This window comes from Kordia zhangzhouensis, assembly GCF_001005305.1.
GTDB lineage: Bacteria > Bacteroidota > Bacteroidia > Flavobacteriales > Flavobacteriaceae > Kordia > Kordia zhangzhouensis.
Genome location: NZ_LBMH01000034.1, coordinates 1 through 1,292 on the forward strand (window position 1 = coordinate 1; position 1,292 = coordinate 1,292).

The following is a 1,292-nucleotide window of genomic DNA, read 5'->3' on the forward strand; positions in this document are numbered from 1 at the left end:
GAATCATGTATGACGGTAAATACGATTCTAAAAATAGTTCTAGTGCTTTTTTATCGAAGTTACCATCAATTACGATATATCCTATCAATTTATTATTTCCTATAGTATCTTTTTTTGCTAAAATACACCCGTTGGAAATCCCCTCATATTTTAATAAAATGCTTTCTATTTCGCCAAGCTCTACTCGATAGCCGCGAATTTTAACTTGATTGTCTTTTCTACCAATAAATTCTATATTTCCATCAGGTAACCATCGCGCCATATCACCCGTTTTATATAAGCGTTTGCCCGTTTTAAATGGATGTGGTATAAACTTTTCTTGGGTAAGTGCTTCTCTGTTCAAGTATCCTCTTGCGAGTCCTGATCCGCCAATACATAATTCTCCTGTAACACCCACAGGCAATATATTGTGTAATTCGTCAAAAATATATGCTTCAGTATTACTGATTGGTTTTCCTATCGGAACCGAATCCTCAATGATTCCTTCATATGTAGTAGCGCACACACTTGCTTCTGTAGGCCCATAAGAATTTATATAGCGACCTCCTTGTGACTGAAATAATTTTACTTGATGTAAGGGTGCTTCTTCTCCAGCTGTAATTAAAGTTTTTAGATGCTTTAGATTTGATATCACTAACGTTTTGACCAATGCAGGGGGCAATACTGTAGCGTCTATTTTATTAGCATTCAGATAATCTTCAAAAAAAGAAAGATCAAACTTCTTAGCATCCTCAATGATGTATAAACTTGCTCCGCTTAGTAATGTTGATAGTATTTCCCAAATAGAAGCATCAAAACATTGATTAGCAAATTGTAAACATTTCATTTCCTCTTTTATTTGGAAAGAATCAATGAGAGCTAAAACGGTATTGATAATTCCATTATGTTCTATTAATACTCCTTTTGGTTTTCCTGTACTTCCAGAAGTATAAATTATATATGCCAATGAACTTGTATCAAATTCAACACCTTGAAAAGTTACATCGTATAAATGCTTTTCTTTTATATATGTTGAGATAACTTTTTCATCTATGATGAATTTACAATTACTATCAGTTTCTATATAATCGATACGTGCTTGTGGATATATCGGATCAATTGGAATATAAACGCCGCCTGTTTTCAAAATTCCTAAAAGACAGACAATCCAAAAATCACTACGTGGTATTTTTAATGCTATAAAATCTTCTACTTCTACTTTATAATTTGCCATTAAATAATTTGCAAACTGATTCGATTCTAAATGTAATTGCTCATAAGTAAATTTTCGATCTTCATAAACAACCGCAATC

The 1,292-nt window shown here is 32.5% G+C and carries 1 protein-coding gene; it reads right to left on the minus strand.

Annotated features, from left to right (window positions below; genetic code table 11):
* Window positions 1-1,292: amino acid adenylation domain-containing protein (locus AA088_RS17420; protein ID WP_046746324.1), on the minus strand; the 1,292-nt coding region annotated here is incomplete at both ends.